The sequence below is a fragment of the Mobilicoccus caccae genome (assembly GCF_030161635.1).
Lineage (GTDB): Bacteria > Actinomycetota > Actinomycetes > Actinomycetales > Dermatophilaceae > Mobilicoccus > Mobilicoccus caccae.
Map to the genome: position 1 here is coordinate 1,728,655 of NZ_BSUO01000001.1, position 25,315 is coordinate 1,753,969.

General features: G+C 69.2%; 21 protein-coding genes, 5 pseudogenes and 1 other annotated feature. Of the genes and pseudogenes, 14 read left to right on the plus strand and 12 right to left on the minus strand.

Annotation, left to right across the window (positions count from 1 at the left end):
- Positions 1–88: 88 nt before the first annotated feature.
- A complete protein-coding gene (gene pdxS / locus QQK49_RS08320; protein ID WP_284303526.1) occupies positions 89–1,009 on the minus strand; it encodes a pyridoxal 5'-phosphate synthase lyase subunit PdxS in 921 nt (306 codons plus the stop codon).
- An 81-nt stretch (positions 1,010–1,090) separates the two neighbouring features.
- Positions 1,091–1,704: pseudogene (pgsA, locus tag QQK49_RS08325) on the minus strand (phosphatidylinositol phosphate synthase).
- A 155-nt stretch (positions 1,705–1,859) separates the two neighbouring features.
- On the opposite strand from pgsA, the gene QQK49_RS08330 reads away from it, so the two are divergent.
- Positions 1,860–3,965: an elongation factor G-like protein EF-G2 gene (locus tag QQK49_RS08330; protein WP_284303527.1), complete on the plus strand. Its 2,106-nt coding sequence runs from the start codon at positions 1,860–1,862 to the stop codon at positions 3,963–3,965.
- A 51-nt stretch (positions 3,966–4,016) separates the two neighbouring features.
- Here the strand turns inward: QQK49_RS08330 and QQK49_RS08335 are convergent, their stop codons facing one another.
- Complete coding sequence (locus QQK49_RS08335) at positions 4,017–4,604, minus strand: HIT family protein (RefSeq protein WP_284303528.1); 588 nt, start codon at positions 4,602–4,604, stop codon at positions 4,017–4,019.
- 143 nt (positions 4,605–4,747) lie between these two features.
- On the opposite strand from QQK49_RS08335, the gene QQK49_RS08340 reads away from it, so the two are divergent.
- Positions 4,748–5,938 (plus strand): NnrS family protein, encoded by a 1,191-nt coding sequence (locus tag QQK49_RS08340; RefSeq protein ID WP_284303529.1) that lies wholly within the window; start codon positions 4,748–4,750, stop codon positions 5,936–5,938.
- Between the two features lie 35 nt (positions 5,939–5,973).
- Positions 5,974–7,542: an acetate--CoA ligase gene (locus QQK49_RS08345; RefSeq protein ID WP_284303530.1), complete on the plus strand. Its 1,569-nt coding sequence runs from the start codon at positions 5,974–5,976 to the stop codon at positions 7,540–7,542.
- Here the strand turns inward: QQK49_RS08345 and QQK49_RS08350 are convergent.
- The 3 genes and pseudogenes from QQK49_RS08350 to QQK49_RS08360 all read right to left on the minus strand — a co-directional run bounded on the left by QQK49_RS08350 (position 7,496) and on the right by QQK49_RS08360 (position 10,616).
- Positions 7,496–7,999, minus strand: coding sequence for a GNAT family N-acetyltransferase (locus QQK49_RS08350; protein ID WP_284303531.1), 504 nt, complete (start codon positions 7,997–7,999; stop codon positions 7,496–7,498). The two genes, QQK49_RS08345 and QQK49_RS08350, sit on opposite strands and share 47 nt — an antisense overlap.
- 49 nt (positions 8,000–8,048) lie before the next feature.
- A pseudogene (gene thrS, locus QQK49_RS08355) lies at positions 8,049–10,135 on the minus strand (threonine--tRNA ligase).
- Positions 10,136–10,256: 121 nt separating this feature from the next.
- Positions 10,257–10,616, minus strand: a complete 360-nt coding sequence (locus QQK49_RS08360) for a hypothetical protein (RefSeq protein WP_284303532.1) — start codon at positions 10,614–10,616, stop codon at positions 10,257–10,259.
- 84 nt (positions 10,617–10,700) lie between these two features.
- On the opposite strand from QQK49_RS08360, the gene QQK49_RS08365 reads away from it, so the two are divergent.
- Together QQK49_RS08365 and QQK49_RS08370 are read left to right on the plus strand one after the other, a co-directional pair.
- Positions 10,701–11,534, plus strand: a complete 834-nt coding sequence (locus QQK49_RS08365; protein ID WP_284303533.1) for a putative RNA methyltransferase — start codon at positions 10,701–10,703, stop codon at positions 11,532–11,534.
- Between the two features lie 20 nt (positions 11,535–11,554).
- Complete coding sequence (locus QQK49_RS08370) at positions 11,555–12,055, plus strand: hypothetical protein (protein WP_284303534.1); 501 nt, start codon at positions 11,555–11,557, stop codon at positions 12,053–12,055.
- Here QQK49_RS08370 and QQK49_RS08375 read toward each other — a convergent pair.
- Positions 12,045–12,188 carry a hypothetical protein gene (locus tag QQK49_RS08375; protein ID WP_169516871.1) on the minus strand — a complete coding sequence of 48 codons (144 nt, stop codon included), beginning with the start codon at positions 12,186–12,188 and terminating at the stop codon, positions 12,045–12,047. The two genes, QQK49_RS08370 and QQK49_RS08375, sit on opposite strands and share 11 nt — an antisense overlap.
- 403 nt (positions 12,189–12,591) lie before the next feature.
- On the opposite strand from QQK49_RS08375, the gene QQK49_RS08380 reads away from it, so the two are divergent.
- Positions 12,592–13,853 (plus strand): IS3-like element ISTesp3 family transposase gene (locus QQK49_RS08380; RefSeq protein WP_284303535.1). Its coding sequence is split into 2 segments (ribosomal slippage): positions 12,592–12,940 and positions 12,940–13,853, totalling 1,263 coding nucleotides; the frame shifts between segments, so codons are not numbered across the junction.
- On the opposite strand, the pseudogene QQK49_RS08385 reads toward QQK49_RS08380, so the two are convergent.
- The 4 genes and pseudogenes from QQK49_RS08385 to QQK49_RS08400 all read right to left on the minus strand — a co-directional run bounded on the left by QQK49_RS08385 (position 13,854) and on the right by QQK49_RS08400 (position 17,783).
- Positions 13,854–15,143, minus strand: a pseudogene (locus QQK49_RS08385) (IS1380 family transposase).
- Positions 15,144–15,276: 133 nt separating this feature from the next.
- A complete protein-coding gene (locus QQK49_RS08390) occupies positions 15,277–15,663 on the minus strand; it encodes a sulfate permease (RefSeq protein ID WP_284303536.1) in 387 nt (128 codons plus the stop codon).
- 262 nt (positions 15,664–15,925) lie between these two features.
- Positions 15,926–17,061, minus strand: a pseudogene (locus QQK49_RS08395) (sensor histidine kinase).
- Complete coding sequence (locus QQK49_RS08400) at positions 17,058–17,783, minus strand: response regulator transcription factor (RefSeq protein ID WP_029212954.1); 726 nt, start codon at positions 17,781–17,783, stop codon at positions 17,058–17,060. Before QQK49_RS08400 ends, QQK49_RS08395 begins: the two are co-directional and overlap by 4 nt.
- A gap of 174 nt (positions 17,784–17,957) precedes the next feature.
- Here QQK49_RS08400 and QQK49_RS08405 point away from each other — a divergent pair, with 174 nt between their 5' ends.
- The 4 genes from QQK49_RS08405 to QQK49_RS08420 all read left to right on the plus strand — a co-directional run bounded on the left by QQK49_RS08405 (position 17,958) and on the right by QQK49_RS08420 (position 20,998).
- A complete protein-coding gene (locus tag QQK49_RS08405; protein ID WP_029212955.1) occupies positions 17,958–18,194 on the plus strand; it encodes an SHOCT domain-containing protein in 237 nt (78 codons plus the stop codon).
- Between the two features lie 28 nt (positions 18,195–18,222).
- Positions 18,223–19,716 (plus strand): multicopper oxidase family protein, encoded by a 1,494-nt coding sequence (locus QQK49_RS08410; RefSeq protein WP_034254532.1) that lies wholly within the window; start codon positions 18,223–18,225, stop codon positions 19,714–19,716.
- Between the two features lie 8 nt (positions 19,717–19,724).
- Positions 19,725–20,612, plus strand: a complete 888-nt coding sequence (locus tag QQK49_RS08415; protein WP_029212957.1) for a F510_1955 family glycosylhydrolase — start codon at positions 19,725–19,727, stop codon at positions 20,610–20,612.
- Between the two features lie 116 nt (positions 20,613–20,728).
- Positions 20,729–20,998, plus strand: coding sequence for a hypothetical protein (locus QQK49_RS08420; protein ID WP_029212958.1), 270 nt, complete (start codon positions 20,729–20,731; stop codon positions 20,996–20,998).
- Positions 20,999–21,061: 63 nt separating this feature from the next.
- Here QQK49_RS08420 and QQK49_RS08425 read toward each other — a convergent pair.
- Positions 21,062–22,292: pseudogene (locus tag QQK49_RS08425) on the minus strand (IS3 family transposase).
- Positions 21,859–21,993 (minus strand) — a sequence feature (AL1L pseudoknot). It overlaps the preceding pseudogene by 135 nt.
- Before the next feature lie 54 nt (positions 22,293–22,346).
- On the opposite strand from QQK49_RS08425, the gene QQK49_RS08430 reads away from it, so the two are divergent.
- From QQK49_RS08430 to QQK49_RS08445, 4 genes are read left to right on the plus strand one after another with little or no spacing between them, the layout of a single operon-like run.
- On the plus strand, positions 22,347–22,688 hold the full coding sequence (locus QQK49_RS08430) for a hypothetical protein (protein WP_284303537.1): 342 nt from the start codon (positions 22,347–22,349) through the stop codon (positions 22,686–22,688).
- 36 nt (positions 22,689–22,724) lie between these two features.
- Complete coding sequence (locus QQK49_RS08435) at positions 22,725–23,417, plus strand: RAD23 family protein (RefSeq protein WP_284303538.1); 693 nt, start codon at positions 22,725–22,727, stop codon at positions 23,415–23,417.
- A gap of 11 nt (positions 23,418–23,428) precedes the next feature.
- A complete protein-coding gene (locus QQK49_RS08440) occupies positions 23,429–25,045 on the plus strand; it encodes a M23 family metallopeptidase (protein ID WP_284303539.1) in 1,617 nt (538 codons plus the stop codon).
- Complete coding sequence (locus QQK49_RS08445) at positions 25,045–25,311, plus strand: DUF6112 family protein (protein ID WP_284303540.1); 267 nt, start codon at positions 25,045–25,047, stop codon at positions 25,309–25,311. The genes QQK49_RS08440 and QQK49_RS08445 overlap by 1 nt, the downstream gene beginning before the upstream one ends.
- Positions 25,312–25,315: the final 4 nt, after the last annotated feature.

Consider the following 25,315-nt stretch of genomic DNA (forward strand, 5'->3'; position numbering starts at 1 on the left):
GTGGGCTCGGGATGCAAGCCCCGGAACGCGCCGAAACCGCCACCTATCGGCGGCGGTTTCGGCGTGAGTGTGCGGTGGGCGGGAGGAGTCACCAACCCCGCTGCGCGAGGCGGTGCGGCACGGGGATGTCGTCGACGTTGATGCCGACCATGGCCTCCCCCAGACCACGGCTGACCTGGGCGATCGTGTCGGGGTCGTCGTAGAAGGTCGCGGCCTTGACGATGGCCGCCGCGCGCTGGGCGGGGTTGCCGGACTTGAAGATGCCCGAGCCGACGAACACGCCTTCGGCGCCGAGCCGGCGCATCATCGCGGCATCGGCCGGGGTGGCGATGCCACCGGCCGTGAAGAGGACCACGGGCAGCTTGCCGGCCTCGGCGACCTCCTTGACGAGGTCGTACGGCGCCTGCAGTTCCTTGGCGGCGACGTACAGCTCGTCGGTCTCCATCGTGCGCAGCCGGTTGATCTCGCCGCGGATCTTGCGCATGTGCGTGGTGGCGTTGGAGACGTCACCGGTGCCGGCCTCGCCCTTGGAGCGGATCATCGCCGCGCCTTCGGTGATGCGGCGCAGGGCCTCGCCGAGGTTGGTCGCGCCGCAGACGAACGGCACGGTGAAGGCCCACTTGTCGATGTGGTTCTCGTAGTCGGCGGGGGTGAGCACCTCGGACTCGTCGACGTAGTCGACCCCGAGGCTCTGCAGCACCTGTGCCTCGACGAAGTGCCCGATGCGGGCCTTGGCCATGACGGGGATGGAGACGGCCTCGATGATGCCGTCGATCATGTCGGGGTCGCTCATGCGCGAGACGCCGCCCTGGGCGCGGATGTCGGCGGGCACCCGTTCGAGTGCCATGACGGCGACGGCACCGGCGTCCTCGGCGATCTTGGCCTGCTCGGCGGTGACGACGTCCATGATGACGCCGCCCTTGAGCATCTCGGCCATGCCCCGTTTGACGCGGGCCGTGCCGGTCGTGCTGGTGGTGGTGGCGGAACCAGGGGTGTCGCTCGGGGTCACGGTGACTCTCTTCAGGTCGGCGGAACCGCAGCGACGGTCTGCGCTGCGGCTTGGCGAGTCTACGGCCGGGGCGGGTGCCGGTCAGGCGGTTCTCAGTGCCTGGCGCCGCACGGCGAGCATGCGCTGCACGACCGTGACGGCGCTGGCGAGGGCCAGCAGCGCGAGGACGACGGTGAGCACCATGTCGGGCCACCCGAACAGGCCCGTCAGACCGGTGGCCACGAGCACGACGACGAGCCGGTCGGCGCGTTCGGCGATGCCGCCCTTGGCCTCCAGGCCGAGACCCTCCGCGCGGGCGCGGGCGTAGCTGACCATGAACCCGAACACGAGGCAGGCCAGGGCGAACCAGGCCGTGCGGTGACCGTCGGGGCGAGAGGCGAAGTACAGCAGCAGGCCACCGAACACGGCGGCGTCACCGAACCGGTCGAGGGTCGAGTCGAGGAACGCACCCCAGGGGCTGGTGCGGTCGGACAGCCGCGCCATCGTCCCGTCCAGGGTGTCGGAGAAGACGAACAGCGTGATGACGAGGGTGCCCCACCACAACTCACCGCGCGGGTAGAACCACAGCGCTCCGGCGACGACGCCGATGGTCCCCACGACCGTCACGGTGTCGGGACCGATCCCGATCTTGAGGAGGAGTCGTGCCAGGGGGTGAGGAGGCGGCGGACGAACGCCTGCGCGAAACGGCTCAACATGGTGGGGTCAGCCTAACTGCGCCCCGTGGCCTTCCGTCGACGCGAGGCCGCAGGCCGGGGGCTCGGAGCGTGTGTCCGGCAGGCGGATCGGATGTGGCCGATCAGTCATGACCAAGGTCCTGGGCGCTCCCGCGCGCGCGGGAGCACAGTGAGTCATGGGCAGACAAGACCACGCCACCAGCTCCCCCGTCGTCACCTCTCCGGAGGCCCTGCGCAACGTCGTGCTGGTCGGACCGAGCGGATCGGGAAAGACCCGCCTGTTCGATCACCTCATCACGACGACCACGCCCGGGCACCGGCCGCCGAACCGGGACGGCAGCAGATCCACCACTCTCGAGGTGGCCTGCGTGAGTGACGGCGACCTGGTGGTCGACCTCATCGACACTCCCGGCTACGCCGACTTCGTCGGTGAACTGCGCGCCGGACTCCGCGCTGCCGACGCCGCCGTGTTCGTCATCTCGGCCGCCGACGGTGTCGACGCCACCACCCGCGCGCTGTGGCACGAGTGCAAGCAGGTGGGTGCTCCCCTGGCGGTCGTCCTCACCAAGCTGGACACGCCGAACGCCGACTTCGACACCGCGGTCGCGGACGCCCAGAGCGCTTTCGGCGAGGGTGTCATGCCGCTCGGTGTCCCGGTCATGGGCGCCCCCGGCGAGCTCGAGCACATCGTCGACCTCGTCCTGGGCGAGGTGCACGACTACACCGGCGCCGAGCGCGTGGTGCGCCCGACGGCCGAGGAGCACATCGGCTTCTTCGACACCTACCACGGCCCGCTGCTGGAGGGAATCATCCAGGAGGCCGAGGACGACGGCCTGCTCGACCGCTACCTCGGTGGCGAGGAGATCGGCTTCGACGTCGTCGAGTCGGCCCTGCTCACGGCCGTGGCGCGCGGGTCCTTCCACCCCGTGGTCCCCGTGAGCGTGAGCACCGGCGCCGGCATCGACGTGCTGCTGCACCTCATCAAGGCGGCCTTCCCGCCGCCCACGCTCGCCACCCGTCCCACGGCGTACACGATCGCCGGTGCGGAGGCTCCCGAGATCGTCGTCGACCCCGCGGCCCCGCTCGTGGCCGAGGTGATCAAGACCACGAACGACTCCTACGTCGGCCACGTGGCCCTCGTCCGCGTGTTCTCCGGAACCCTGCGTCAGGACGACGTCGTGCACGTGTCGGGCCACCTGGGCAGCTTCACCGGCGCCGAGGTCGCCGGTCACCCCGACCACGACGACGACGTGCGCGTCGGCCCGCTGGCCTCGCCGCTCGGCTCGGCCCTGCGCCCCAAGGACTCCGCTATCGCCGGCGAGCTCGTCGTCGTGCAGAAACTGCCGGGCGCGGCGACCTCGGACACGTTGAGCCCCAAGGAGAACCCGGTCGTCGTGGCTCCCTGGACGATGCCGGAGGCGCTCCTGCCGGCCGCCGTCGAGCCCGCCTCCCGCACGGACGAGGACAAGCTGCCCGGCGCCCTCCAGCGGCTCGCCGGGAGCGACCCGTCGCTGCGGGTCGAGCACAACGCCGAGACCTCCCAGATCGTGCTGTGGACGATGGGCCAGACCCACCTCGACCTCGTCCTCACCCGACTCCAGCAGGAGTTCGACGTCTCGGTGGAGGTCGTCCCCCTGCGGATCGCGCTGCGCGAGACCTTCGTCGGACCGGCCAAGGCCAAGGGCCGTCACGTCAAGCAGAGCGGCGGCCACGGCCAGTACGCGATCTGCGAGATCGAGGTCGAACCCCTCGACCGCGGTGCCGGGTTCGAGTTCGTCGACAAGGTCGTGGGCGGCGCCGTGCCGCGCCAGTACATCCCCAGCGTGGAGAAGGGCGTCCGCGCCCAACTGGAGAAGGGCGTCGTCGCGGGCTACCCGATGGTCGACGTGCGGGTGACCCTCTTCGACGGCAAGGCGCACTCGGTGGACTCCTCCGACGCCGCCTTCCAGCTCGCCGGCTCCCTCGCGCTCAAGGAGGCTGCCGCCGAGTCCGGTGCGACGGCGCTGCTGGAACCGATCGACCTGCTCACCGTCACCGTGCCGGACGACCACCTCGGTGCCGTCATGACCGACATCAGCGGCCGCCGCGGACGCATCCAAGGCAGCGCCCCCGCCGACCAGGCCGGGTTCACGGTCGTCACCGCCGAGGTGCCGCAGACCGAACTGACCCGGTACGCCGTCGAATTGCGCTCGATCACCCAGGGTGCGGGCGTGTTCGAACGCTCGATGACCGGCTACGAACTCATGCCGGCCCACCTCGTGGCCGACCACGCCAAGGTCTGAGGGTCTCGCCGACCTCACGACCCGACGCCGAGCCGGTGGCCGCGCCGGCGCCTACCGGTTCGGCGTCGCCGTGTGCGGCCAGGCCTCGACGATCTCCTGGCGGGTGTCCTCGAGCAGACTGGGCAGGGCCTTGGTCTGGGCGATGATCGGCAGGAAGTTCATGTCCCCACCCCACCGGGGCACGACGTGCTGATGCAGATGCGCCTCGACGCCGGCACCCGCCACCGCGCCCTGGTTCATGCCGAGGTTGAACCCCATCGGGTTCGACGCGGTCTCGATCGCCCGCACCGCGTCCTTGGTGAGGGCGGTGAACTCCAGGGTCTCCTCATCGGTGAGGTCGAGGTAGCGCGGCACGTGACGGTAGGGGCAGACGAGCAGATGCCCGGGGTTGTACGGAAAGAGGTTGAGCACGACATAGCAGTGCTCACCGCGGTGGACGATGAGCCCCTCCTCGTCCGAGCGCCCCGGTGCGGAGCAGAACGGGCACTCCGGGGAGGTCGCCTTCGCGCGGGGACCGGGCCGCGCCGTCGGCTTCTCACCACGGATGTAGGCCATCCGGTGCGGGGTCCACAAGCGTTGGAACCCGTCCCTGACCCGGGCGAACTTGCTGGCCTCCTCGGGAGCTTCCGGCGTCTGCATGCCTTCGATCGTAGGTGGTGCCGGCCCCGGTCGGGACCAACGGCCGCACTCCGCGGCGAACGCCGGCGCGCCGCCCCGAGCGCTCGTTAGCATCGCAGCGCCGCCGGTCACGGGCCCGCGGCAGGAGCGACCGGAAGGGGGACATGGGCGATCCCCCCGCACCGACCACCTGGCCCGGGCACGGTCCGTGGCTCGCGTCCTCGCGTGTCCTCTTCGCGTTGCTCGCCCTGTATGCCGCGCTCGTCGTGCCCTGGTGGTGGTGGATCGCCCCCGCCCGGCCACCCGGCTGGCACGCGCACGAGATGTTCTTCGCCATCGGCGGAGGCGCCCTGGCCGGCTACGTGCCGACCGCGTGCACGAGTTGGACGGGCCGCGCCCCGGTCGCGGGCCGACCGGTCATGGTGCTCGCGGCGCTGTACGTCCTGGCCCGCGGGGTGATGCTCCTGCCGCCGAACGCCTTGCCGCGCTGGGCCTTCGCGTTCGCGACGGGCGCCTTCCTGTGGTGGGTCGTGGTCATCGTCACGCGAGAGCTGGTGCGCAGCGGACGCCCGCCGGCCCGGATCGGCCTCTACCCCTGCGCGGTCGTCGCGTTCTGCGGGGTCGCGGGGACGGCCTCGGCCTGGTTCGGCTCGGCCCTCATGACCCGGCCCGTGGGGTTCGCTCCCGGCGAGACGCTGATCCTGCTGTTCTCGCTCCTGCTCGCCGGAGTCGGCGGGCGGATGGTGCCGGCGTTCCTGTCCACGGCCGACGAACGCGTCGGCAACCCACCGACGCCGCCGTCGCGCTACGGTCGCCTGCCGTTCCTGCTCACCCTCGGCGCGGCGATCCTCGCCGGCGGTGTCCGCCCGGTCTCCGCGGTCCTGGGGCTCGTGGCCGGGTTGCTCATCGCCTGGCACATGCGCACGTGGCCGTGGCGGGCGGCGCGCCACGACGGCCTCGCCGCGATGACGCTCGTCGCCTACACCTGCCTGCCGGTCGGTCTCGTCCTGTGGAACCTGACCCGCCTCACCCTGGCCTGGTTGCCCCCGACCGTGCTGACCTCGACCTCCGTCTCCCATGTCCTGACGATCGGGGCGTTGTGCGGGCTCGTCGTCGCGGTCATGACCCGCGCGCCCGCACGACGCGGCGTCGGGCGGCTGCACGTGCGGATCCCGGCACTCGTCGGTTTCGTCCTCATCCTCCTCACGGCTCTGCTGCGCGTCGCGGGTCTGGACGAGCTCTCCGTGATCCCGTGGACCGCGGGCTGGGTGCTCGTCCTCGTGGCGCACACCCACCACTTCCGCGACCCGTTGCCGCGCCCGGTGTTCAGTGCCCGGCGTCTCCCCCGCGGTTGACCGACCCGCGCGCCTCGTGCGGTTCACTGGTGCCCATGTCCACGCCGACCGGACCTCCTCCCCGCTTCAACCTCACCCGTTACTGCCTCGACGCGGCGCGGGAGCGACCCGAGGAGACCGCACTGCTCGTGGTCCACGGCAGGGAGGGACTCGCGGGTCTGGAGGCCGGCACGGACGCCGGGGTCGAGCGGTGGAGCTTCGGCGAGCTCGACGACGCCGTCCGCGCCGTCGCAGCCGGACTGCTCGAGGCCGGGCTCACGCCGGGCGACCGCGTGATGATCCGCCTCGGCGACACGAGCGACTACGCGATCGTCCACTTCGGGGCGATGGCGGCCGGGCTCGTCTCGCTGCCCTCCTCCGCGCAACTGACGCGATCCGAGGCGGCCTTCCTGCTCGAGGACTCCGGCGCGGCGGCCATCGTCGACGACGGTGATCTCGAGGCGCCGGGCATCCTCCGGTTCACGCCCACCGACGTGGCGCGCCGGCGGGCCTCCGACCGGCGGATCCCCTACGCCGACACCGCTGCCGACGACCCGGCGTTCCTCGTCTACACCTCCGGGACGACGAGCCGCCCCAAGGGCGTCCTGCACGCGCACCGCTCCGCGTGGGGGCGGCGGCCGATGTACGACGGCTGGTACGGCATCGGGTCGGATGACGTCGTGCTGCACGCCGGCGCCTTCAACTGGACCTACACCCTCGGCGTCGGCCTGACCGACCCCTGGGCGTGCGGAGCCCGCGCCGTCGTCGTCACCGGTGAGCGGGATCGGAGCCTGTGGGGACGGCTCATCCGCGCCACGGACGCCACGATGTTCGCCGCCGTCCCGGGCGTCTATCGGCAGATGCTCGCCGCCGACCCCGAGGGGCTCGCCGCACTGCGCGGCACCCGGTTCCGTCACGGCCTCGTCGCCGGTGAGGCCCTGCCCCAGGCCACCCGATCGGCGTGGGAGTCCGCCACCGGGACCCCGCTGTTCGAGGCCCTCGGCATGAGCGAGATCTCGACGTTCGTCTCCAGCTCGCCGTCGGTCCCGGTGCGGCCGGGGTCACCGGGCCGTGCTCAGCCCGGGCGCCGGATCGCGGTGCTCGGGCCCGACGACCGCGAACTCCCCCGCGGTGACATCGGTCGTCTGGCCGTGTCCGCCGACGACCCCGGACTCATGCTGGGGTACTGGAACCGCCCCGACGAGACGCCGATCCGCCAGGGTTGGTTCGTCACGAGCGACCTCGTCAGCCTCGACGAGGACGGGTACGTCACCTACCACGGTCGGGCCGACGACGTGATCACCGCGGGCGGGTACCGCGTCTCCCCCGATGAGGTCGAGGCGGCGTTGTCCCACGTCGACGGCGTGCTCGAGGTGGCCGTGACCGCGATGCAGGTCAAGACCGACGTCTCCGTGATCGCCGCCTTCGTCGTCCCGACACCGGAGGCCGACGAGGCGGACCTGCGCGGCGCCCTCGAGGTCGCCGCGGCCGACCTCGCCGCCTACAAGCGTCCGCGCGAGGTGGTGTTCGTCCCCCACCTGCCCCGCACCCGCAACGGCAAACTGCGCCGCCGCGAACTCAGCGCGGGCCCTCCCGGCGGAACAACGCCTCCCCGCACGGAGTGAACCCGCGCCGCTCCAACAGCGGACGGGCCTCCTCGCTGGTGAGCAACTGCACCCACAGCAGGTTCTTGGCGTCGCACCAGTGCAGTGCCTCGTCCAGCAGGCGGCTCGCCAGGCCGAGTCCACGCGCCTCGGGGCGCACGTAGAGGTTGGTCATGTGCCCCCACGAGCGCGGGATGCGCCCCGGCCGAGGAAGGGACCGCATCAACGCGATCGTGCACGACCCCAACGGGTTTCCGTCGACCGTCGAGGCGATCCAGCTCGGATACCGGCCCCGCTCGCGCAACCACACCTCGGCGTAGCGGTCGAGAAATCCCTCCTCGGCCGCCCGGCCGAGTTCACGGTTGTAGGCGATCTCGAGTGCACCGAGTCTGAAGGCGTCGTCGGGCTCGGCACGAGCGACGCGGGTGAGCTGCGCGCTCAACCCCCGCATACCACCTGCGCCTCTCGTGGCCTTCATACGCCCATGGTCTCATCACGACACGCCGTTTCGAGCTCGACGAGGCAGGTCAGGACTCCACGGCGGGCGCCGTGTCGACCTGGGCGCGGGTCTCGATGGCCGTGAGGATCTCCACGGCGGCGTCCTCGATGGGCACACCGTTTCGCTGCGAGCCGTCGCGGTACCGGAACGACACGGCGCCGGCCGCGCGGTCCTCCTCACCGGCGATGAGCACGAACGGCACCTTCGACTTGCTCGCGTTGCGGATCTTCTTGGGAAAGCGGTCGTCGGAGATGTCGACCTCGACCCGCACGCCCGCCGCCTTGAGCCGGTCGGCGATGTCGTACAGGTACTCGTTGTACTCCTCCGCCACCGGGATCGCGGTGACCTGCACGGGCGAGAGCCACACCGGGAACGCACCCGCGTAGTGCTCGACGAGCACACCCATGAACCGCTCGATCGAGCCGAACTTGGCCGAGTGGATCATCACCGGACGCTGACGCGTGCCGTCGGAGGCCTGGTACTCGAGCTCGAACCGCTCGGGCTGGTTGAAGTCGTACTGGATCGTGCTCATCTGCCAGGTGCGACCGATCGCGTCGCGTGCCTGCACCGACACCTTGGGGCCGTAGTAGGCCGCGCCGCCGGGGTCGGGCACGAGCTCGAGCCCGGTCGAGGTGCAGGCCTCCTCCAGGATCCGCGTCGCCTCCTCCCAGTCCTCGTCGGAGCCGATGAACTTGTCCGCCTTGGGCCCGCTCGTCGCGCGCGTGGACAGCTCGAGGTAGAAGTCGTCGAGACCGAAGTCGCGCAGGAGTCCGAGGACGAAGTCGAGCAGGTGCCGGATCTCGTCCCCCGCCTGCTCCTTGGTGACGTAGGAGTGGGAGTCGTCCTGGGCGAACCCGCGCACGCGCGTCAGGCCGTGGATGACGCCGGACTTCTCGTACCGGTACACCGAACCGAACTCGAACAGACGCATCGGCAGGTCACGGTAGCTGCGCCCACGCGAGCGGTAGATGAGGTTGTGCATGGGGCAGTTCATGGCCTTGAGGTAGTACTCCTGCCCGGCCTTGGTCACCTCGCCCGCCGCGTTGCGCTCCTCGTCGACGTGCATGGGCGGGAACATCGTGTCGGCGTAGTACGGCAGGTGCCCGGAGGTGTGGAACAGGTTCTCCTTGGCGATGTGCGGCGTGCCGACGTAGAGGAAGCCCTCCTCGATGTGGCGGGCGCGGACGTAGTCCTCCATCTCGCGCTTGATGACGCCGCCCTTGGGGTGGAACACGGGCAGGCCCGAGCCGATCTCGTCGGGGAAGGAGTACAGATCGAGTTCGACGCCGAGCTTGCGGTGGTCGCGCTTCTCGGCCTCCTCGAGGCGGTGCAGGTACTCCTTGAGCGCCTCCTTGCTCGCCCACGCCGTGCCGTACACCCGCTGGAGCTGCGCGTTGGCCTGGTCGCCGCGCCAGTACGCGGCGGCGCTGCGCATGACCTTGAACCCGTTGGCGATGAGCTTGGTCGTGGGCACGTGCGGGCCGCGGCACAGGTCGCCCCAGGCCACGGACCCGTCGCGGCGGACGTTGTCGTAGATCGTGATCTCGCCGCCACCGACCTCGACGGAGGCGCCCTCGGCGTTCTCCTCCAGCGCCTCGGAGGCGGAGTCGGCATCCGAGGCGCCGCCGCTGCCGGGGCCGTGGGCCAGACCGATGAGCTCGCACTTGTACGGCTCGCCGGCGAGCTCGGCGAGGGCCTCGTCGGCCGAGACGACCCGGCGGCGGAAGCTCTGCCCCTCGTTGACGATCTTCTGCATCGTCTTCTCGAGCTTCTTCAGGTCCTCGGGGGTGAAGGGCTCGGCGACGTCGAAGTCGTAGTAGAACCCGTCGCGGATGTAGGGGCCGATGCCGAGTTTCGCGTCGGGCCAGAGCTGCTGCACCGCCTGGGCCATGACGTGCGTGCACGAGTGACGCAGCACGTCCAGGCCGTCGTCGGAGGCGATGTCGACGCCCTCGACGGCATCACCGTCGTGCAGTTCGTAGGTGAGGTCCTTGAGTTCGCCGCCCACCCGGGCCACGACGACGCGACGCTCCCCTCGAACAGGTCGGCGGCCGTCGTGCCTGCCGGCACCGATCGCTCGCTCCCGGCGACTGACACGGTGATCTGGGCTGACACGAGTGCTCTCCTCGGTTGGACGACGCGCCCTTCGGCGCAGGGGGACGGCCCCGCAGCGGGGCCGTCATCCCAGGGTAGACGCCCGAGGGTGCCCGGCTCACCGGGGTTTTCCGGCGCGTCGTCAGGAGAGCGCGTCGCCGACGTTGACGACTCCGGCGCGGACGACGTCGGCGTACACCCCGGGGCAGTTCTTCGGCACCTCCGTGAAACGGAGGACGACGCGGCCGACGTGCACCTCCTCGCCCACGAGTCGCTGCAGGTCGACGTCGGACACGTCGAGGAAGAAGTTCGCCCGGGTCGAGTCGGGGTCGTTCTCGCGGCCGACGAGGTGGACGGGGCGCTTCTTGCGGCGATCCCCCTCCAGGCCCTCGGTGCCCACCTGCGCCGTGGTCAGCGGACGGCCGGGCGCCGCCTTCTCGGGATAGACGGCCATGGACAGCACGGTCCCGCCCCGGATCGGGCGGAGCAGGTCGGAGGGCATGGGCTCATCGTGCCCCCTGCCCCGGCCCCACGTCGAGGCGGCGTCCCTGCCTCGCGGGTCGTTCAGGTCCGTAGGGTGAGCGCCATGTCAGCCCTCGCCACCGTCGCCCCCTGGCTCCGCTGTCCGCGATGTGCCCAGGACGTGGGGGTGGAGGACCGGGTCTTGCGCTGCAGTGCCGGTCACAGCTTCGACATCGCGCGGCAGGGATACGTCAACCTCCTGAGCCGCCCCGCGGGCGCGGCCGCCGACGACGCCGCGATGGTGGCCGCCCGGGCGGACGTGCTGGACTCGGGCACGTACACCCCGATCAGCCGGGCGTTGGTCGCGATGGCGACGTCGCTGGCTCTGCCCGACGGAGTGGTGGTCGACGTCGGCGCAGGCACGGGCCACTACACCGCCGCCGTCCTCGACGCCCTGCGGAAGCGGCACGGGGTCGCCCTCGACCTGTCGGCCCACGCCGCCCGTCGGGCCGCTCGCGCCCACCCTCGGTTGGCCTCGATGGTCGCCGACGTGTGGGCGGGGCTGCCCGTGCGGGACGGCGCGGCCGCTCTCGTCCTCGACGTCTTCGCTCCCCGCAACGCCGAGGAGTTCGCGCGCGTGCTGGCTCCGGGTGGCCACGTCGTGGTGGTCACGCCGGCGCCGGATCACCTCACCGAGTTGGTGACCGCGCTGGGACTCCCCCGGGTCGACCCGCACAAGGCCGAACGGTTGGCGCAGACGTTCACGGGTTTCGTTCCCGGGCCGGTGCATTCGGTGCGCCGCACCCTCACGGTGGACGCCGCGACCGCCGCCCTGCTGGCGCGCATGGGTCCCGGTGCCCACCACGTGACTCCGGAGAGACTCGAGGATCTCGCGGGCGGCACCGATCCTGTCGAGGTCACGCTGGCGGTCGACGTCGCCGCGTTCCGGCGGGGGTGACATGCGAAAGGGCCTCCTGCGTGGAGGAGGCCCTGCGCGGAAGGAGAGTGGACCTCGGTAGAGAGTTTGAGAACCCCTACTCGGCATTGAAAACGGTGGTGTCCCGCAGGTCGCGTGGCGTATACAAGCGTTCTTGGCGGCCTTTGGAGCCGTCGGTTGTGGACTCGCGGGGTCGGATGGTGCGTGCAGTTGGGATAGCTCAAACCTTTCTGCGCCCGGCGCAGGTCGACGAGCTGGTGGCCCTGTATCGGGAAGGCGCGACCCTCGTTGAGTTGGGCGAGCGGTTCAGTGTTCACCGCCGCACAGTGGCTGCCCATCTTGTCCGCCGGTCGATCCCGATCCGCAGGCGCGGCCTCGATGAGTCCGACGTGACTGAGGCGGTCGAACTCTACGAGGGTGGTTCGACGCTGATAGAGGTCGGCTTGCGGTTCGGGGTGAGTCAACAGGCGGTCCGGCGCGCGCTCGACGTGGAAGGAGTCACGATCCGTCCGGGCGGCCGGCGCGCTCGGGTCAGTGCTTGATGCGCCTGACCCGGGAGGAAGATGCGTGGATCGTGGCGATCTGGATATCGAGCAGCGTGGTCGTGTCGCCGAGGGGCTGCGGTTCTCGGTCGGCGGTGTAGATGATCACGCCGGCGTCGTGGAGGTCCGCCATGATCTGCGGAACGACCCGGCTGAGCCGGTCCAGGCTGTAGGTCGCCGCAATTAGCCCCGGTCTTTCATGACGGTGCCGACGACGGCATCGCTGCGTGGGGTGAGTCGATGACGGTGCGCGGGTACGACGTTGGGCCGGCTGGCGCTGCCGGGCTGCGGTTCTCCGGGTCGTGATGTCGTGGGCGGACGGGGGGTCAGGCGGGTTGTGGGATCGCGGCGATGTTGGCGAAGACTGCGACGATCGCGGCCGCCCATGGCCACGACTCGGGTATCCGCAAGCGTCGTCGGCGGGCGCTGTGAGTCAGCCGGGCTGGGACGTGAAGGAAGCGGTAGCGGTGCTTGACCCCGGTTCTTGGACACGCTGAATCCAGCACCTGCTGGGGAAGCGAGATGATCCAGGAATCATGGCTAGGAAGAACTATTCCGAGGAGTTCCGTCGTCAGGCCGTCGACTTGTACGAGTCCACCCCGGGTGCCACGGTCCGCGGCATCGCCGAGGATCTCGGCATCGTGCGTGGCACGCTGCGGGGTTGGCTCGAGGTCTACGGGACCGGCAAGAAGACCGCTGCTGACGGGACGTTGACCTCCAGCCCACTGCAGTCCAGGCCGTCGAAGAAGAACTCCTCGGCGCCCGAAGGTGAGACGCCGGAGCAGAAGATCGACCGACTGGAGGCCGAGAACGCGGCGCTGCGGGCCGAGACCACCAAGCTCACCACCGAGCGGGAGATCCTGCAGCGGGCGGCCAAGTATTTCGCCGGGGAGACGCGCTGGTGAGTCGCTTCCAGTTCGTCGCCGACAACTCCGCCACCTTCGAGGTGAAGCGACTGTGCGAGCTCGTCGAGATCGAGCGCTCCTCCTACTACGCCTGGCTCAAGGCAGCCCCGGCACGCGAAGAGCGAGCTCGGGCCGATGCCGAGCTCGTGGAGCGGATCAGGGCCGTCCACGCCGAGGACAACACTTGCGGTGCGCCGCGGATCACCGCCGAGCTCAACGACAACACCCCTGCCGGTGAGCGGGTCAACCACAAGCGCGTCGCGCGGGTGATGCGGGCCGAGGGCATCCGTGGCTACGTGAAGAGGCGGCGGGTGCGGACCACGATCCCCGAGCCGTCGGGGCAGAAGTACCCCGACCTGCTCCAGCGCGACTTCACCGCCGAGCGCCCCAACCGGCGCTACGTCGGCGACATCACCTACCTCCCGCTCGCGGACGGGACGAACCTGTACCTGGCGACCGTGATCGACTGCTACTCCCGACGGCTCGCCGGCTGGGCGATCGCCGACCACATGCGCACCGAACTCGTCGAGGAAGCGTTGAACGTCGCGGCCGCGACCCGAGACAGCCTCAAGGGCGCGATCTTCCACAGCGACCACGGGTCGGTCTACTGCTCCAAGGCCTACGCCCAGCTCTGCAAGAAGTTCGGCGTCACCCAGTCGATGGGCGCCGTCGGCTCGTCGGCCGACAACGCACTCGCGGAGTCGTTCAACGCCACGATGAAGCGCGAGGTCCTCCAAGACACCGCCTGCTGGCCCGACGAGCTGACCTGCCGCCGGCAGGTCTTCAGATGGCTCGTCCGCTACAACACCCGCCGCCGTCACAGCTGGTGCGGCTACCTCTCCCCGTCCACCTACGAGGCCCGCCGGGCCGCTACGCTGCCAACCGCCGCGTAATCACACCCCGTGTCCAAGATCCGGGGGTAAGGCCCAGCGCAGCGCTTTCGGCTCACACGCCGCCAGCGACTTCGCGTCTCCGGTCAGTGCGAGGAGCCGGGTCCATGCGGTCAGGTCGGCAGCGATCTGCACCAGCATCAGCCACACCCGGTTGATCTCGAACTCCCGCGACGGGAACCGCCCCAGCCCCGAGTCCTTGGCGTGCCGGATCCGGTCCTCGACCCGAGCGTGCGCCCGATGCCGGGCCTCGAGGAAAGCCAGTTGTCCGGTCGTGGTGTTGGTGACGAAGGCTTGGTAGCGCCAGCCGTCACGTTCCTCGAACAGCGACAGTTGGGCGCCGGGATGGGGTCGTTCGCGGCGCACGATGACGCGCATTCCGGTCGGTCAGCTGCTCAGGTCCAAGAGCCCGGTGAGCTCGGCGACGTCACCTCCTTCGCGGATCCCACCGTCGGCGTCCAGTGCCGGGGTCCAGACCTTCTTCGGGACCAGGTCGATGGCGTCGCGGATCTTCTCGGTGACCGCGAAACCCACGCTGTGCTCCACGCTGCGGCCACGGACCCGGTTCTGCTCGGTAAGCCAGTCCAGCAGCTTGTGCGATGCGCCCGCGCCGTCGGAGCGGATGAGCAGCTTCTTGCGGTGCGTGCCGGGGATCTGCGCGATCGCGTCGGTGAGGACCTCGATGTGGTCGGCGGCGGTGTTCGAGCCGGCATTGCCAGCGCGGAGCTTGGCGGCGAGGAACTCACTCGTGTTGTCGCACCACACCCCGAGTGGGTGGAACCCGAAGGTCCGCTTGAACGTGGCCGCCGCGTTCTCCTTCTCGCTGTGGCTGATCACGATGGTCGCGTCGGTATCGAGCACGATCAGATCGTCAAGATCGGTCCCGGCGACCTTGCTCGCCGGGACGCCGTCAGGCAGCTGGGACCAGACCTGGCGGCGGACCCGCGCCCGCGCGTTCTGGATCCTCTTCAACCGGCCAGGTGTGACCTCGTCCAGTGCCCGCCACACCGTCGGCGCCGACGCGACACGGCCCAGCACGCTGGACTGGTGGCGCAGCACGTCGATGTCGGCGATCGCCTCCCCGCCGTCGGCGAGCATCACCGCGACGTCGGTCAGCACCCTGCCGCGGTCGTGACCGGGGACGAAGTTGCGGCGGACCATCACCTTGGACAACTCGGACGTGAGGCCGACCCGGTCGGCCAGAAGGCGGGTGGCGACGCTGCCCGCATGGGCCACCACGCCGACACCATCGGAGGTCACGGACAAGCCGGTAGACCACGAAGTACGCTTCACCTACGGAGTGCCTTCCGGTTCGGAGATCTTGAGTCGTCGCAAACCCAAGTTTGCCCTGCTGGACAGGCACTTCCGTGCTTCTACGCGCCGATCACACCCGAGTCTCGTGAACGATCCGGGTTAGTCGCCGCAATTATCGGAGTGCTCCCGCCGATACGGGTTCCTGATTCATCGAGTGGTCGTGGGTGACCTGCTCAGCGCGTGCGCGGCGCCGCGCGACTGCTTCCTGGGTCCGGGCACGGACCAGGAGGGCGAGGCTGACCGGTCCCATGATGACGAACTTCATCGCGTTCCAGATCGCCCAAAATACGACGAGGTGAAGCCAGCCGGGGCCGCCATCATCGATGAGGCGGGTGCAAATGCTCGCGATCAGGAGGTAGGGCGCGGCGATCAGCATTGCCGGGATGCCCCATCTGAGACCGCGTCGCCTGCGGATCGCGTCGAGCAGCCGGTTGCTCGGTATGTAACGGCGCAGGTAGTAGCGGCTGTGGACACTAATCGTCCAGAAAAGGCGGAACATGGCGGGCCTCTCGTCACACGTGCTCTCCGTCGAGAAGGCAGTACGTGTATGAGCGCCCGTGGTGGGCCGTCCCGGAGGACCCGCAGATGAGAAGAACCTGCCTCACGCTCTACTATACTCCCGATCATGGGGTACAGGGGGCTTGTCTGCGTTTGGTTGCTGGCGATTTGATCCTTCAGCGCAGGCTGCAATGTCGCGGACCGAGTACGATCAGCCTGCCAGGTCTTCGACGTTCTCGCGGGCGGCCTCCAGGCTGTACTGCTCAACGGCTCTCGTCATTGAGCGTCGTGGGCAGGCTGACTATGAAGGTGGTCCCGAGGCTGGAACCTGCGCTTGCGGCGGTGATGCTGCCGCCGTGGGCGTCGACGATGGCTTTGCTGATGGTGAGGCCGATGCCGGAGCCGGTGCGGTCGCGAGTGCGTGCCGAGTCCCCGCGGTAGAACCGTTCGAAGGCGTGCTCTAGCTGCTCGGGTGTCATGCCTTCGCCGTTGTCGGTGACGTTGATGCCGACTTCCGCCCCGTCGCGTTGGGCGGCGACGGTGACGGTCGCCCCGGGTGGCGTGTGCCGGAGGGCGTTGGTCAGGAGGTTGGTCAGGACCTGCCCGATGCGGTGCCGGTCAACCTTCACGGCGAGGCCTGCTGCCGCCGTGGGGTCGATGACGAGGCTGACGCCCTGGGCGGCGTAGCGCTCTCGCATTCCTTCGTGGGCGGCCCAGAGCAGGTCGGCAACGGCGTGGTCGTGCAGATCGAGGTCGAGGCGGCCTTCTTCGGCTGTGGAGACCTCGTCGATGTCGTCGGCCAACCGAGTGAGTCGCTCGGTCTGCTCGGTCAGGGCGGCGCGGGAGTCGGGTCCGAGGGAGGCGATGCCGTCGTGCAGGCCCTCGTGGTAGGCGCTCAGGGTGGCGATCGGGGTCCGCAGCTCGTGCGCGAGGTCGGAGAGCATCCGCCGGCGGGTGTCCTCGACCCCTTCGAGCCGGGCCGCCATGGTGTTGAACGCGGTTGCGAGGGTCTCCAACTCGGTGCCGGAACCGACCAGTGGGACCCTCGTGGCGTAGTGGCCTCTGCTGAGCTCTCGGGCGGCGTGGGTTACTTGGTCCAGGGGCGTCGCAGACGCCGGGTGAGGAACCAAGTCACTGCGGTGGCGGCCAGCAGGGAGATGAGCAGCCCCACGCCGACCGAGATGAGTGAGGCGTCCCGGTAGGCCATCTCGATATGGGCCAGCTCGGGCGAGTTCGACGGGTGGCCGGCTTGGAGGAGGTGGTCGTGGAAGATCGGGGGGCCGATGATCGTGGCGACCAGTCCGGCGGTGAGGGCGCCGGCAACGAGGACGATCGACTGCCCGGCCAGCAGTCGGGACCCGAGGCCGTGGGACGCATGGGCGCCGGGTGAGGTGTTCATCCCTTGCCCATCCGGTAGCCGATGCCGCGCACGGTGCTGATGTAGCGGGCCGTGTCCGGGTCATCGCCGAGCTTTCGGCGGAGGTGGGCGATGTGGACATCGACCAGGTGTTCATCACCGACCCAGTCGTCGCCCCAGACCTCGTCGATCAGCTGGCGGCGGGAGAAGGCCATGGTGGGCCGTTCGGCGAGTGTCATCAGCAGGTCTCTTTCCGTGGGGGTGAGCGCCACCGGATCACCGGCGAGGTGGACCTGCTGGCCAACCGAGTCCACGTGAAGTTCCCCGAACACCCACACCGGCTCCTGACGATGGGCACGGGACGTGCCGGTGCGGGGTCGGCGCAGGACGGTCTGAACCCGCGCGACGAGCTCGCGAACACTGAACGGTTTGGTGACGTAGTCGTCGGCGCCGACGGACAGGCCGATGAGGGTGTCGATCTCATCCTTGCGGGCGGTGACGACGATGACGTAGCAGTCCGTGAAAGTGCGGATCTGGCGGCACACCTCGATGCCGTCGAGTCCGGGCAGCCCGAGGTCGAGGATCACCACGTCGGGCGTCTGATCACGCACCGCCTGCACCCCTTCCGGTCCGGTGTGCACGACGCGAGCCTGGTACCCGGCGCGGGACAGGTAGGCGCCGATCATCCCGGCGAGAGTCTTCTCATCCTCGATGACGAGAACACTTGGTCCGGGGGTTGGGTGTGTGGTGCTCACACTCGACATTCTCTCCCACCGTTCTCGCCCACCCGTGCTGTCGACGCCGCCTCGTCGGTAGCGCGTCCCGGATCTTCGTCAAACCTCAACTCAGCGAGAGTCTGATCACGACCTACACCGCACAGGATGGATCGTGTCGACACCACTGGGTTCACGACGACGGCAATGGCAAGGAGCACGCTCATGATGTGGGGCTACGGCATGGAGTGGTGGATGTGGTTGATCATGGGGAGCGGCACTCTCGCGTTCTGGCTCGTCATCGTCCTGGTCATCCGGGCACTGCTTCCCGGACGCGATCGCACGACCGCCGGGGCTGACCGCCCGGACCCGCTGACCCTGCTCAAGGAAGGCCTGGCCCGTGGCGAGGTCACCCCCGAGGAGTACGAACAGCGTCGCCGTCTGATCGCCGACGGCCACTGACTCTCTCTCCCCGACCCGGAAAGGCATCATGACCTCGCCCCTACTGTCCCGCCGCAACGTCCTGCTCGGCGGCCTGGGTGTCGCCGCGACCGCGGCCCTAGCCGCCTGTACATCATCGCCCGGGTCTACCGGTACGCCGTCCCGTACGTTCGGCACGCCGACCCCGATCCCGCCGTCCCCGGGGCAGAAACTGATCGAGAAGACCCTCACAGCGAAACCGGTCACCCTCGACCTGGGCGGACGGCAGGTGTCGACCTGGGCATACGGAGACGTCGCCCCCGGGCCTTTGGTCCGGGCGACCGCGGGTGACTTCCTACGGCTCACGCTGGACAACCAGCTGCCCGCGGACACCACCATCCACTGGCACGGCATCCGATTGCGCAACGCCGCCGATGGGGTCCCTGGCCTGACCCAGGACCCGGTCAAGCCAGGCGCCCAGTACGTGTACGAGTTCACCGTCCCCGACCCCGGCACCTACTTCTTCCACCCGCATGTCGGCGTCCAGCTCGACCGCGGCCTGTACGCACCGATGGTGATCGACGACCCCAACGAACAAGGCGGATATGACGCCGAGTGGATCGTCGTCCTCGATGACTGGATCGACGGGACCGGCACCACCCCCGACGCCGTGCTCAAGAAGCTCATCGCCGACGGCGGCACCGCATCCTCCGGCGACATGGGCGGGATGGACCACGGCTCGATGGGCGGGATGTCGATGGGTGCCGGGCCGTGGGGCGACGCCGGCGATGTCACATACCCGTTCTTCCTGGTCAACGGCAGACCCCCCACCGATCCCGAGGTCCTGACCGCCAAACCCGGCCAGAAGGTCCGGCTGCGGATCATCAACGCTGCCTCCGACACGATCTTCACCGTCGCTTTGGGCGGGCACCGGATGACCATCACGCACACCGACGGGCATGCGGTCCAGCCGAGCGAGGTCGATGCCTTCTACATCGGGATGGGCGAACGCTACGACGCGGTCGTCACCCTCAAGGACGGGGCTTTCCCGCTGGTGGCCAGGCCGTTCGGCAAGACCAGCGGCGGCCAGGCCATGGCCCTGGTCCGCACCGCGGGCGGTGCCGCGCCCGGTGCGGATGTCACCCCACCCGAGTTGTCCGGGCAGGTGCTGATCGGTTCCCAGTTGCAGCCGGCGGAGTCCGCGAAGCTGCCCGCCAAGGCACCGGATGCGACCGTCGACCTGAATCTCCAGGGCTCGATGAAGCCCTACCGGTGGGGCATCAATGGGGCCCAGTTCGGGAAGAACGAACCCCTCACCGTCACGGCCGGGCAACGGCTGCGGATCAACGCCGTCAACATGACGATGATGACCCACCCGCTGCACCTGCACGGTCACACGTTCGCGCTGCCCTCTGGTCTGCGCAAGGACACCGTCCTGATGGCGCCGATGCAGTCCTTCGCGATCGACCTCGATGCCGACAACGCGGGCGACTGGATGATCCACTGCCACAACATCTACCACGCCGAGGCTGGCATGATGATCGCCCTGGAGTATGCCAAGTGAACGGGCCAGTGCTGCGGGCGCTGTCAGCCGGTGCCCTGGTCCTCGCCTTCGGTGGTCTGTCCGCCTGCGTGGCTACGACCGCGCCGGACGCATCCGGCTCCCGACCTGCCGGGACGGCTTCAAGCCCTCCATCGGAAGCGGATGAGTCGAACGCGCCGATCGCCATCACTCACATCCACGCCGTTGCGCGAGACCCGGAGACTGGCGAGCTACTGCTGGCCACCCACGAAGGGCTCTTCCGTCATGTCAAGGGCGAGCTGAGCCAGAACGGGCCGATCATCGACCTGATGGGCTTCGCTGTCGGGCCCAACGGCACCTTCTACGCCTCCGGCCATCCGGGCATCGGGGTCGATCTGCCTCAGCCGGTCGGGCTCATCACCTCCGCCGATGGCGGCCTCAGCTGGCAGGTCACCTCGCGAGGTGGAGAATCCGACTTCCATGCCCTCACCGTCGGACCCAAGGGCGTGACCGGATTCGACGGGACCCTGCGCACCAGCACGGACGGCCGCTCTTGGACAGACCGCAGCATCGCCGCCCCACCCCGGGCACTGGCCGCCTCACCCACCTCCGGGACTCTCCTGGCCACGACCGCTGCAGGCCTGCTCCTCAGCACTGACGACGCAGCGACCTGGCAGAAGCTCACGCCACCGGAGACCGCGGTGCTGGTCGCGTGGGCAGACGAGCAGACCATCGTCACCACCACCAGCGCTGGACGCTTGGCGACAAGTGACGACGCCGGCACGACCTGGACCCTGCACCCCGACACCATCGGCACCGCCGATTCCCTGTTCGCCGAGCGCACCACTGACGGCAAGGTCGAGATCATCGTTGTCGTCGACGGGAAGGTCCTTCGCACCACCGATGCCGGAGCAACCACCGAAGTCGTCGTCCAGTGACCCGGCCGACATCTTGACCCACCCTTCATCAACCCAAGGCCATACCGCCACATCGGGCGACGAGTCTGAAGACACAGGGCAAACGGCCCGGGACGAACATACGAAGGAGACCCACCATGGCCACGCGGCACTCACCGTCCAACGACTACGCACAGTTCACGCAACCTACCCAGACACCCACACCCGAGACCCCGGCTCCCAGCCCCGGGCACGGTCACGGCTGGCTGATGTGGCTCATGTGCGTGCCCATGCTCGTCGTCATCGGAATGCTCATCGCCGCCGGCGGCCTCGGCGCCGGCGGCCTCCTCTACGCCCTGGGCTGCCTCGCCATGATGGGCGCCATGATGCTGTGGATGAACCACGGAAACAGGGGAAACCCATCCTGACGGACCCCCACGACCCGACCTTGCCCTAGTTCTGAATCGCACTGGGTCTGATGGAGGCTCGGGCTATTGGATTCCGACCAGGAGTTGGTCGGTCCGTTTCGTAGCGTAGAACGTCGCCTCGAACTCCGCTGGTTGTGCCAGTGGACCCAGCTCAGGGTGGCGAGCTCGACGTCCTCGACGGTCCTCCACGGCCGTCTCTCGCGTGCGGGACCGCGGATGAGCTCGGCCTTGTAGTAGCCGTTCACGGTCTCGGCCAGGGCGTTGTCGTAGCTGTCGCCGACGGTGCCGATCGACGGCACGGCACCGATCTCTGCCAAGCGCTCGCCGTAGCGAATCGACGTAAATTGACTGCCCGCGTCGCTGTGACACCGCAGACCGGTGAGCTGGGTGCCGCGTGACCAACGGGCCATCTCGATGGCATCGAGGACCATCGTGGTCCGCATGTGGGATGCGACCCGCCACCCGACGATCGCGCGTGAGTAGGCGTCGATGATGAAGCAGACGTACGCGACGCCGGCCCAGGTCGGCACATAGGTCAGGTCGGTGACCCACAGCTGGTTCGGCGCGGAGGCGGTGAAGTCGCGGCCCACCAGGTCGGGGTGGCGAGGCACGTCCGGATCGGGCTTGGTGGTGCGGACCCCCTTGGTGCGCCCGACACCCTCAATGCCTGCGGTGCGCATCAGCCGGGCGACCTGGTCCCGGCCGATGTCGTGACCGCCACGCCGTGCAGCCTTCCAGACCTTCCGGGCGCCATAGACCCGATAGTTGTCGTCCCACAGCTGCCGCACGATCGGGCCCATCACCTCATCGCGCTGGGCGCGAGCCGACGGCCGGCGGTTCTTGAACTCGTAGTAGCTGCTCGGGGCCACCTGCAGCACGCTGCAGATGAGCTCGACCCCCAGACGCCGGCCCGCGACGACATCATCGCGGTTGACGTCGATGAACGCGGCTACCTCTTGTGCTGGCGGTCGAGCTCCGCCCCGAAGAAACTGGCTGCCCTCTTCAGGATCTCGTTGGCCCGCTTGAGCTCCCGGACCTCCTGCTCGAGGGCCTTCATCCGCGCGGCGTCGCTCGTGCTGACCCCCGGCACGTGGCCCTCGTCTATGTCGGCCTGGCGGACCCAGGACCGCACCGATTCGGTGCCGTACCCGAGCTGGGACGCGACGCGCTGGATCGTGCCGTGCTCGGTGCCCAGCTCAGCACGCAGTGTCCTGACCAGCCGCACCGCAGCTGCCTTCTCTTCAGGGCTGTAGCGACGCGTGGTCGGCTTCCCCGGGGTGGTGTCCTTCGGCATGAGTCCATCCTCGTTTCCAAACGATGGAGACTCCAACCAACCCAGTGCGATTCAGTGACGCGAGAACGGCGCGAGGCCGAGCTGCACGCCCGCGCCGAAGCAGCCGTCGCCCACGCGAAGTCACTCAAGAAAGGCAAGCGCACCACACCACGCCCTCTGCCCGTCGTTTCTGACGATGGGCAGCCGGTGCGCTACCCGCTGCGCGCGTTCGTCCAGACCTGGGGCGAACTGGCCAACTGGTGGACCCACTACGACGCCGACACCCTCGCCACCGAGCTGACAGACGAACAGTTCGACAACTTCCTCGCCACCGTCGAAGGCACCACCCACTTCGCCGAGACCCTCCACGCCGCCCGAGAAGACACAGCTATGCGGCCACGCCTGCGCGCCCTCTGACCACCGGCACGGGCAGCGGGTGCGCACCTGCTCGGCATGAGCCCTGCACCCACAGACCCCAAGCGCCGCCGACTCGTCGCCCTCATCGCCGCCGGCATCGTCCTGCTGCTCCTGGCCAGCGTCGGCATCTACGGACTCCTCACCGGCCCCCGCACCACGTCCACGAGCACCGACGATCCGAAACCTGGCCCGTCCGCCACCACGGAACCGCCGACAGTGCCGCCGAGCACGCCCCGAGCTCCGCGAGTGCCAGCGGTGCCGCGTTCCGCCGATCCGGCGATGTTCGCCCAAGGTGTCGCGTCCACCCTGTTCGCCTGGGATACCGCATCAGGGTTGTGGCCGCTGGACTACACCTCGGCGATCCTCGCGGTCGGAGACCCCTCCGGTGACGAACAGGCCGGGCTCGCCTCCGACGTGGCCGCATACCTGCCGAACCGGGACGCCTGGATCGAGCTGCGCCAGTACGCCACCAGCCAGCACCTCACCATCGACCGGGCATTCGTGCCGGGCGCGTGGGCCGATGCCGTCGAGCAGGCACAGCCAGGACAGCTCGCCCCTGGGACGGTCGCGGTCACGATCGAGGGCACCCGCCACCGTGAAGGCGTCTGGAACGGGCAGCCGGTCACCTCGCAGCACGAGGTGGCGTTCACCGTGTTCGTCGTCTGCGCACCGACCTATTCGACCTGCCGCCTGTTGCGGTTGTCGCAGCTCGACAACCCGCTGCGCTGAGAGATGTCGTCGTGTTCCGCAAACTCGCCGTCGCGGCCCTCGCGCTGATGTTCTTCTCGCCCGCGGTAGCACTGCTCGGCATCGGTGTGCTGATGAACCCCGCCGCCGCCCACTGCGCCACCCCCGGAGGGACCGTGAACCTCGGACCCGTCCCGGACTCGCTCACCGTGACCACCGCGAACGGGGAGACTTTCACCCTGAACCGTCAGCAGCTCACACACGCGGCCACGATCATCGCCATCGGCAACGGCCAGGGCGACGTGGGACGGCCCGGGATCAAGGTCGCGCTCATGGCCGCGCTCACAGAGTCCACGCTGCGGATGCTCACCAACACCGGCGCCTACCCAGAGTCGGCGAACTATCCCAACGACGGCAACGGCTCCGATCACGACAGCCTCGGCCTGTTCCAGATGCGCCCCCAATCCGGCTGGGGAACCGTCGCCGAACTCATGGACCCCACCTACCAAGCCCGCGCGTTCTTCGGCGGCCCGACCGGCCCGAACTACCCCTCACCGCGCGGCCTACTCGACATCCCCGGCTGGCAGCAGATGGACCCCGGCGAAGCTGCCCAAGCCGTCGAAGTCTCCGCCTACCCCGACCGCTACCGCAACTACGAACCCGTCGCCGAGAGCATCCTCACCGCCCTCACCAGTAGTAGCGGGCCTGGACTCGGAGCAGGTGGTCCAGCGTCCGCGTCGTCGCGGGTGGTGTTCCCATTGCCGGAAGGCACCTGGGTGCTGACCTCTCCGTTCGGGATGCGGACGCACCCGATTACCGGGGAACAGAAACTGCACACCGGCACCGACTTCGCCGCACCCGACGGTACCCCGATCCTCGCCGCCGCCGATGGTCTGGTCACCGTTGCGGAGTTCTCCGGGGGCTACGGCGGGCTCATCGTCATCGAGCACACCATCGACGGCCAGACCGTCGCGACCGCCTACGCGCACATGTGGCAGCACGGCATCCATGTCCACGCCGGAGACCGAGTGAGCGCCGGGCAGCACATCGGTCATGTCGGCTCCTCGGGCATGAGCACCGGAGCCCATCTGCACTTCGAGGTCCGTCCCGGCGGCACCAATGGCGAAGCCATCGACGCCGCCGCCTGGCTCAACCAGCACGGAGCCGCGAACCTCCCCACCGCGACCAGTGGATCACCAGCCGCCTGCAACACCGCCAGCACGCCTGGCGCGCCAGACGGCGTCGACGGAGACCCCGACGGACTCGTCGATGATCCCACCAGCAACGGCAAGATCACCGCCCGGATGCTGCACCTCTACCAGCAGACCCTCGCCGCGTTCCCCGACACCGGCTGGGGCTGCTACTCACCCCGTCCCGGCACGAAGTCCGAGCATCCTCTCGGACGCGCCTGCGACATCACCTTCGGCAACAAGATCGGCCAACGCCCCAACACCGCGCATCTCGAAGCCGGCTGGCGAGTCACGAACTGGATGAAAGACAACGCCGACGTGCTCGGCGTCCAGTACCTCATCTGGCAAGGCCAAATCTGGTCCCTCGCCAGCGACGCTGATGGCTGGCGGCCCTACAACGGCGGCGGCATGCACGACCCCGCCTCCATCACCGGCGGCCACTTCGACCACCTCCACGTCACAGTCAAGGTTGGTGCGTAATGGGCGTCTTTCCCGACTTCGACGGCCTCGGCGGCATTGGCGACCTCCGCGCCATCGTCGGCGCGCTCCTGACCTTCGTCCTCATCGTCGCCGTGCTCGTGCTCATCGTCTCCGCGATCGTATGGGCCATCGCGACCGCGCACGGCAACTACGCCACCGCCGGCAAAGGCCGAACCGGAGTCCTCGTCTCCCTCGGCGCCGCCGTCCTCGCTGGAGGCGGCGTCGCCTGGATGAACTGGCTCCTCACAGTCGGGTCGAGTCTGTAGCTGA